Annotated in this window: 1 protein-coding gene and 1 pseudogene; one reads left to right on the plus strand and one right to left on the minus strand. The window is 59.6% G+C overall.

The genetic code is table 11. The features are described from left to right. Positions 1 to 294: pseudogene (locus tag EFR00_RS32805) on the plus strand (O-antigen ligase family protein); the annotation flags it as partial. A 34-nt stretch (positions 295 to 328) separates the two neighbouring features. Here the strand turns inward: EFR00_RS32805 and EFR00_RS32810 are convergent. Next, positions 329 to 931, minus strand: a 603-nt coding sequence (locus EFR00_RS32810; RefSeq protein ID WP_167482315.1) for a polysaccharide biosynthesis protein, incomplete at its 5' end; no start/stop codon positions are given.

A 931-nucleotide genomic window follows, 5' to 3' on the forward strand; every position in this document is an offset into this window, starting at 1 on the left:
TCGCATGTTCATAATGGCTTTCTGACAGCGGGAATTGACGCCGGCGTTGTCGGCATCGCGGCGCTTTCGCTGCTGCTCCTGACGCCCGTGATAGCCGCGTGGAAAAAGGAACCCGGTCCTGGCAGGGACCTGTCCATAGCGCTCGCTCTTCTGCTCACCAGCAGCTACGTAGTTACCGGCAGCGTCGGCATCATGTTCAATCAGAAGGCACTGGATCCGATCTTCGCCTATATGGTCGCCCTGATTTGCTTGGATCGGGGCAGCACAGGCTTCGCGCCTGTCGTGCGAAGCTGAATTTCCCGCGCGCAACGCTTGCGAGTTGTCGCCTTCAGGCTGCCGGAACGGTTTCGGCGCCGGTGAAGGCGAGATCCGAAACCTCACCGGTTGAGGAATAGCCGGAAACAAGCTCTGCCAAGGTCGCGCGTGCCGCGACCATATCGTTTCGATCCAATGCCGCGTTGAGTAAGCTGAGCTTCTTGGAAAGCTCCGGCCAGAACAGGAAATCCTCGCGTGCCTTCATAATCCGGGGATGTTCGGTTGTCTCAGGGTTATCCCCGATCAACAGTTCTTCATAAAGCTTCTCGCCGGGCCTCAGGCCGGTCACGGAAAGCTCGATGTCCCCTTCGGGATTATCCTCGTCGCGCACGGTCAATCCCGAAAGCTCGACCATCTTGCGGGCGAGGTCTGCGATGCGGACGGGCTCGCCCATGTCGAGCAGGAAAACATCCCCGCCCTCGGCCATGGCGCCCGCCTGAATGACCAGTTGCGAGGCCTCCGAAATGGTCATGAAGTAGCGGGTTATTTTCGGGTGCGTCAGGGTAACCGGCCCGCCTTCCTTGATCTGCTGCCGGAACAGCGGCACGACGGATCCGGAGGAACCGAGCACGTTTCCGAAGCGGACCATGGAGAAATTCGTGCGCACTCTGTCAAC

The organism is Rhizobium sophoriradicis (assembly GCF_003939025.1).
GTDB classification, from domain to species: domain Bacteria; phylum Pseudomonadota; class Alphaproteobacteria; order Rhizobiales; family Rhizobiaceae; genus Rhizobium; species Rhizobium sophoriradicis.